This window comes from Dyella sp., from assembly GCF_036568765.1.
In the GTDB taxonomy this organism is placed as follows: Bacteria; Pseudomonadota; Gammaproteobacteria; order Xanthomonadales; family Rhodanobacteraceae; genus GSA-30.
The window spans coordinates 1-5192 of sequence record NZ_DATCRY010000168.1; the positions used below are offsets into that span (position 1 = coordinate 1).

Annotated in this window: 5 protein-coding genes; 2 read left to right on the forward strand and 3 right to left on the reverse strand. The window is 61.4% G+C overall.

The features are described 5' to 3' along the window. On the forward strand, positions 1-1897 hold a 1897-nt coding region (locus VIM98_RS11845), incomplete at its 5' end, for a lanthionine synthetase LanC family protein (protein WP_331993317.1). A 167-nt stretch (positions 1898-2064) separates the two neighbouring features. Here VIM98_RS11845 and VIM98_RS11850 read toward each other — a convergent pair. The 3 genes from VIM98_RS11850 to VIM98_RS11860 all read right to left on the reverse strand — a co-directional run bounded on the left by VIM98_RS11850 (position 2065) and on the right by VIM98_RS11860 (position 3894). Beyond that, complete coding sequence (locus VIM98_RS11850; protein WP_331993318.1) at positions 2065-2457, reverse strand: RebB family R body protein; 393 nt, start codon at positions 2455-2457, stop codon at positions 2065-2067. A 71-nt stretch (positions 2458-2528) separates the two neighbouring features. Then, the gene (locus tag VIM98_RS11855; protein ID WP_331993319.1) at positions 2529-3131 is read right to left on the reverse strand and encodes a papain-like cysteine protease family protein; all 603 of its coding nucleotides are present in this window, start codon (positions 3129-3131) and stop codon (positions 2529-2531) included. Between the two features lie 34 nt (positions 3132-3165). After that, positions 3166-3894 (reverse strand): hypothetical protein, encoded by a 729-nt coding sequence (locus tag VIM98_RS11860; protein WP_331993320.1) that lies wholly within the window; start codon positions 3892-3894, stop codon positions 3166-3168. A gap of 257 nt (positions 3895-4151) precedes the next feature. Here VIM98_RS11860 and VIM98_RS11865 point away from each other — a divergent pair, with 257 nt between their 5' ends. After that, a complete protein-coding gene (locus VIM98_RS11865; protein ID WP_331993321.1) occupies positions 4152-4889 on the forward strand; it encodes a Crp/Fnr family transcriptional regulator in 738 nt (245 codons plus the stop codon). The last annotated feature ends 303 nt before the right edge of the window (positions 4890-5192 follow it).

Here is a 5192-nt window from a genome sequence, read left to right on the forward strand (position 1 = left end):
GTTTCGCGCTCCCGCCTTGGGTTTCGATGGCGTCGATCTATCGGCCGCCGGCGCGCTGCCAGGACAGCAGCCGAAACTGCGGGTGCCTGTCATCGCCAATCCCGGCACCACGGCCGCTCGGCTGGATATGGCGGAAATCGATCTGGAGACGTCGCAGAATCACCCCGTGCCGTCACCCGATGTGTCGTTTTACTGGGACCGCATCAGCGAAGGCTTTCTCGATGCCACCCGACGCCTGCGCGAGCTGGATCACGCCAATCGACTTTCTCTCTTGCTCACGCCCTTTGTCGGCTGTGTGGCTCGCGATATTCTTCGGCCGACACAGGCCTATGTCGAGCTTGGGCGCATGCTCTGGCATCCCGCATCGCTGCACGACGAGGCGCCGGGGATCGAGCGTGTGCGCGATCTGCTTGCACGGAATGCCGAGGTTGTACCGATCGCGCCATCGTCGCCCGAGGCCATCGCCGGGGAAATCGACGATCTTCGCTATGGCGATATTCCCGTGTTTGCCGAGCCCTTGCGTCGGGAGCGTATCGATAGCGCGCTTGCCGACTGGCGCAGCATGCGCGTCGATCTGGAAGAGCTGACCATTCGTAGCGCGCTGGTCGTTACCTCGCTCAATCAGCGTTTCGCGCCAACGCGCACGACCCGCGACCATTACGCACGCCATCCACATACCGATCGCCTCGAAGCGCGACGCCGAAGGCTGCTCACCGATGCCGTCGAACGCCTGTTGCGCCTGGCCGTGCGCGGCAACGACGGCTCGGTGACCTGGATCACGCCCGAATCCATGAACGACGGGTGGATGGTGCAGCCGCTGCAATCGGATGTCTATTTCGGGCTAGGCGGCGTGGTGATCGCGCTGGCCGGCTACCGCCACGAAATGGCGCGCGGTCGCGCCGAAACGCTAGAAGGCCTGCAGGAAACCCTGGAAGGCGCCTTGTTGACGTTACAGGCGCTGGAGCAGGATAAGCCCAAGACACTGGGCGGCTTTACCGGTCATGGCGCGCGCATCTGGACGTGGCTGACATTGCATGACCTGCTGCCCCGCGAGACTTGGCTGGAGCGTGCCATATCGGTGGCGCAGGCGTTGGAAGAGGAAGGATTCGAAAACGACTTGCTGTTCGATGTGCTGGACGGTGCCAGCGGGGTAATCGTGCCATTGCTGCGGCTGGCCAAGGTCACCGGCGATCGGCGTTGGCTGGCGTTGGCGGCGCGCGCCGCCGATCATCTGGACAAGACAGCGGTTCTCGATGAGCGCGGTGCGCGCTGGCATACCGCCAATGTCGCGCGCCCTATCGGTGGTTTCGCACATGGGGCGATCGGTATCGGTTGGGGTGTGGCACGGCTTGCATTGAGCGATGCGGGCAGCGATACCGATCGCCTGCGCTGGCGCAAATTGGCCGATGCGGCGATAACGTTTCAGGAAAGCCTGTACGACGAAACGATTGGCAACTGGTACGACTTGCGCCACGGCGACGGTTGCGAGAGTTATCACACCTGGTGCAATGGCAGCGTCGGCATCGGACTGGCGGCGTGCGATCTGTATACGCGCACGGGCGATGCACGCCATTTGCGTACGATACGGCAAGCAGCACGCGCCTCGCGCGATATGTGGGGTGTGACGCATACCTTGTGTCACGGCGATTTTTCGCTGTGGGAGTTTCTTGCGCGAGCCAGCGCGCTCGATCCGCAGGCGACGGGCATCGATCGTGAAGCGGCGACGGCGCAGGTAGTCTCTTCGATCGAAGAGCATCGCGGAGTGATTGGCGGGATGACGCGCTCGGCCTTTACACCAGGTTTGATGACGGGTCTGGCCGGTGCGGTGCATGGGTTGAGTCGCATGCATCCGGAGTGTGCGTTGGGGTCGCCGTTGTTGTTGGAGGCGTCGGCTTGAATGAAGAGCCCCCCTCACCCCAACCCTCTCCCCCGGCAAGCCAGGGGAGAGGGAGCCGGCTGCGGCAAGCCTCAGTGTTTCGCACTTACGTAACTTGCTGCACTCATGCATGATCAAGACAGTTGCTCTCCCTCGGCGAAGCCAGCGGAGAGAGGGGCTGGAAACGCTTACGGGTTATAAAACGCGTCGAGCACCGTCAGCAGGCTGGTCAGATTGTCGGCCACGCCGGTCTGAGCGACTTTTTCGGTGGCCCCGGCTGCCGCAGTGGTATCCAGACTGTAGATCTGCATCACGCCCTGGTTGGCTGCCGCTTCCGTCATTGTGTTCTGCTGTTGTTGCGCGGCCACTGCATTCTCGAACAGGATGCCGGTCGAGTGTGCCATGGTCTGGTAGAGATCCCCCGCCTTGATCGCGATGGCTTCCCGATTCGCTCGATAGAACGCCTCGAGCTGCTGCAGCTCCTCCGGTGTCAGCGGACGCTTCAACCGTATCTGAGCAAACGCCTGCAGTTTCTCCCAGTCGCTCGGCTCGCTCATTGCACTCCCCAGCGCCATCGCCATGAAAGCGCAAGCTTGCCCACAGCTTGCGCCGCGAGCAAGTGTTTGACGCAGAAAAGCGCTACGACATTCGCTTAGTCGGCAGCCGGTGCGGCATACGGGTCGACGTAGGAGGTGTTCTGCCACCACACGCCGTTCTCATAGGTTGCCGCATCGTAATCCACCTGGTGGATCTGCCCGTCATTGGGATCGAACACCGACAGGATAAAGGCTTCTTCATCCATGTCGTCATCGCTATTGCCATCCATATTCGTATCGCCGTCGGAATCTTCCGCAGCTTCTTCGATGCCGACAATGACTACCCAGTGTCCTGCCTGGTAATCCGGGTTGGGATCCGGGTCAGGCTCCGTGGTGCCGAGCATGGCGAGCAATGGATGGTTGTTGTTGATGCTGTCGCCGATTTCCGCTGGCGTGGGTATGGCGTGGTCGTCGATCTCAGCGAGAAAGCCCAGGCTGATCAATGCACCTGCCGCCGATTGCTGGATATTGATATTGCCATTCTGGTTCTGGCCCGTTGCGGTTTGCCAAGCTGTCGCCAGGGCCTGGTCGCTTGCATAGGACTGGCCGTTGGCTTCGCCCAGGCCGTTGTACCAGTTGATAATGCAGCGGGCGACACACGCCCAGCACGAATTGACAGCAGCCTGCTGCGCGATCGGAAAATGCTGCAAGGTCGGCATGGTGGACTCCAGATAACGTGGAAGCGGAAGGCATTCAACCGGCAATGGGGATTTTCTTGGCGTTCTTGCTTACCGCCACCCACATCTGCAGACAGCTGATCACATCGTTGTCGGGCACCTGATCGACAGCGGTGATGGCGCTGTTGCCGCCTGCCGGGATGGCATCCTGCGCGGCACTGTTCCAGGCCCAGTAGAAGCCCGGCCCAAGCAGGTAGTTGCCATCCGAACGCGTGCCCAGCAAATGCACCTTGAATTCGAGCGAAACCGGCTGCGGTTGCATCGGCTTGTCCGTCAGATAGATGTAGCTGCTGCCGCCCAGTCCGATCGGCACGCAGTTGTTGTGCGCGTTGGACCAGTTGCCGTATTCGGCCGGTTCACCGCCCATCTGGAACCAGCGATCGATAAAGTTGAGCTGGGCCAGCTCTTCGTTGATCAGACGCGTGGTGCCGTCGAGCGTGCTCTGACTGAAACTCTCTTCGTAGTAAGGGCTCGGTGCCGCATCCGGGCGATCGAGCACATCGACGAACCAGCCATTGGCGTTGATTGTGCTGCGCTTGGTGTGCTCCTGATCGTCATGGGCGAACCAGTCCTGCGAGAGCAGCGCGACCTTGTCAGTCACCGGCGCACCGTTCCAGCGAAAGCGGCAGATCTGGAACAAGCCGACCTTCGTCAGGTTGTCGCTCTGCAAGAAGGCGCCACCGACGTCGACGACGTATCGGGCACTGAAGGTGGATCCCTGTTCCTGATGCTTGATAACGCGCATGTGCTTCTCTCCGCTAACGACTAGACGGGCTGGTACCGGGGGCGTCGGCGAAGGCGCCGGGGATGCCGGCGGCTTGCGCGGGCCGGACAGACGCATCAACGCAAGCACGCTCGCCGTGTTCATGTGTGCAAGGACGCCACTGCGCGGCATGCGTGAACGACTGTCGTTGGGGATACGCGATTCGGCCCCCATCATTCACAAAAAGTCCTTGAAAACGTTCATGGATAATCACGGCAGCGCTGATCCGGGGGGAAGCAGTGGCAATCAAGGAGTATGTCGTCGAGGACGACCACTCAGGCTCGACGCTGGAACGCCGACTGGCGATCCTGCGGCGCTCGAGCTTGTTCGGCGAGATGCCCGAAGCACTGATGCACCACATCGCCACGCATGCCGCCGAGCGGCGCCTGCGCGGCGGCGACGTGTTGTTTCTCAAGAACGACCCGCAGGATTTCATTGCGATCGTCGTGTCCGGCTGCGTCTACACCATGGTCTACGGGCCGGATGGACGCGAGCTGATCGTCAACACCAGTGCCGCCGGCGATGTGATCGGAGAGGCTGCGCTGATCGATGAGCGCCAGCGCGATACTACGGCTTTCGTCTGCGCTCCCACGCAGGTATTGATCCTCAGGCGGCACCATTTCGCCGTACTGACAGCGGAACCGGAGTTCCTGCATCGCTTGCTGTCGTTGCTGTGCACGCGGCTACGTGAAGTGGGCGCACTGGTGGAATCGGTTTGCCTGCATCGCCTCGAATCGCGCTTGGCGCGCTATTTCGTTTCGGCCGCCGACGAGTGCGGACGCAAGCAAGCCGGTGGCGTCGTGGTACCCATGCCGCCTAGCCAGAGCGTGCTGGCCGCGATGATCAATGCCAGCCGCCCCAAGCTCAATGCGCAACTGCAGGCATGGCGTCGCAGCGGCCTGGTCAGCTGGACCCAGCATTCCATGCTCATCACCGATGTCGAGCAGATGCGGAGCATGGCTTACGCCGTGGCTTGAGGGCGCATTGCCTGGAGGTGGGAGATGCTTAGCGGGGCGTTTGTATGAGTCATACGACAAACTTCAGCCTCTGCGTCGCCACTCACGCATGACTCGGGCATCCAGCTATCTTGTAGGAGCGGCTTCAGCCGCGGCACCCGGTTGCATCACGGCTTATCGCGGCTGAAGGGAGCCTCTAAAAACTTGCTTTCTGTGGGAGCGACTTTAGTCGCGACAATCGTGCCTCACCGCAAGTCCTTGTCGCGACTGAAGTCGCTCCCACAACGATAGGATCCGTTTTCGCTGTGTCCAAGTCATTGACAG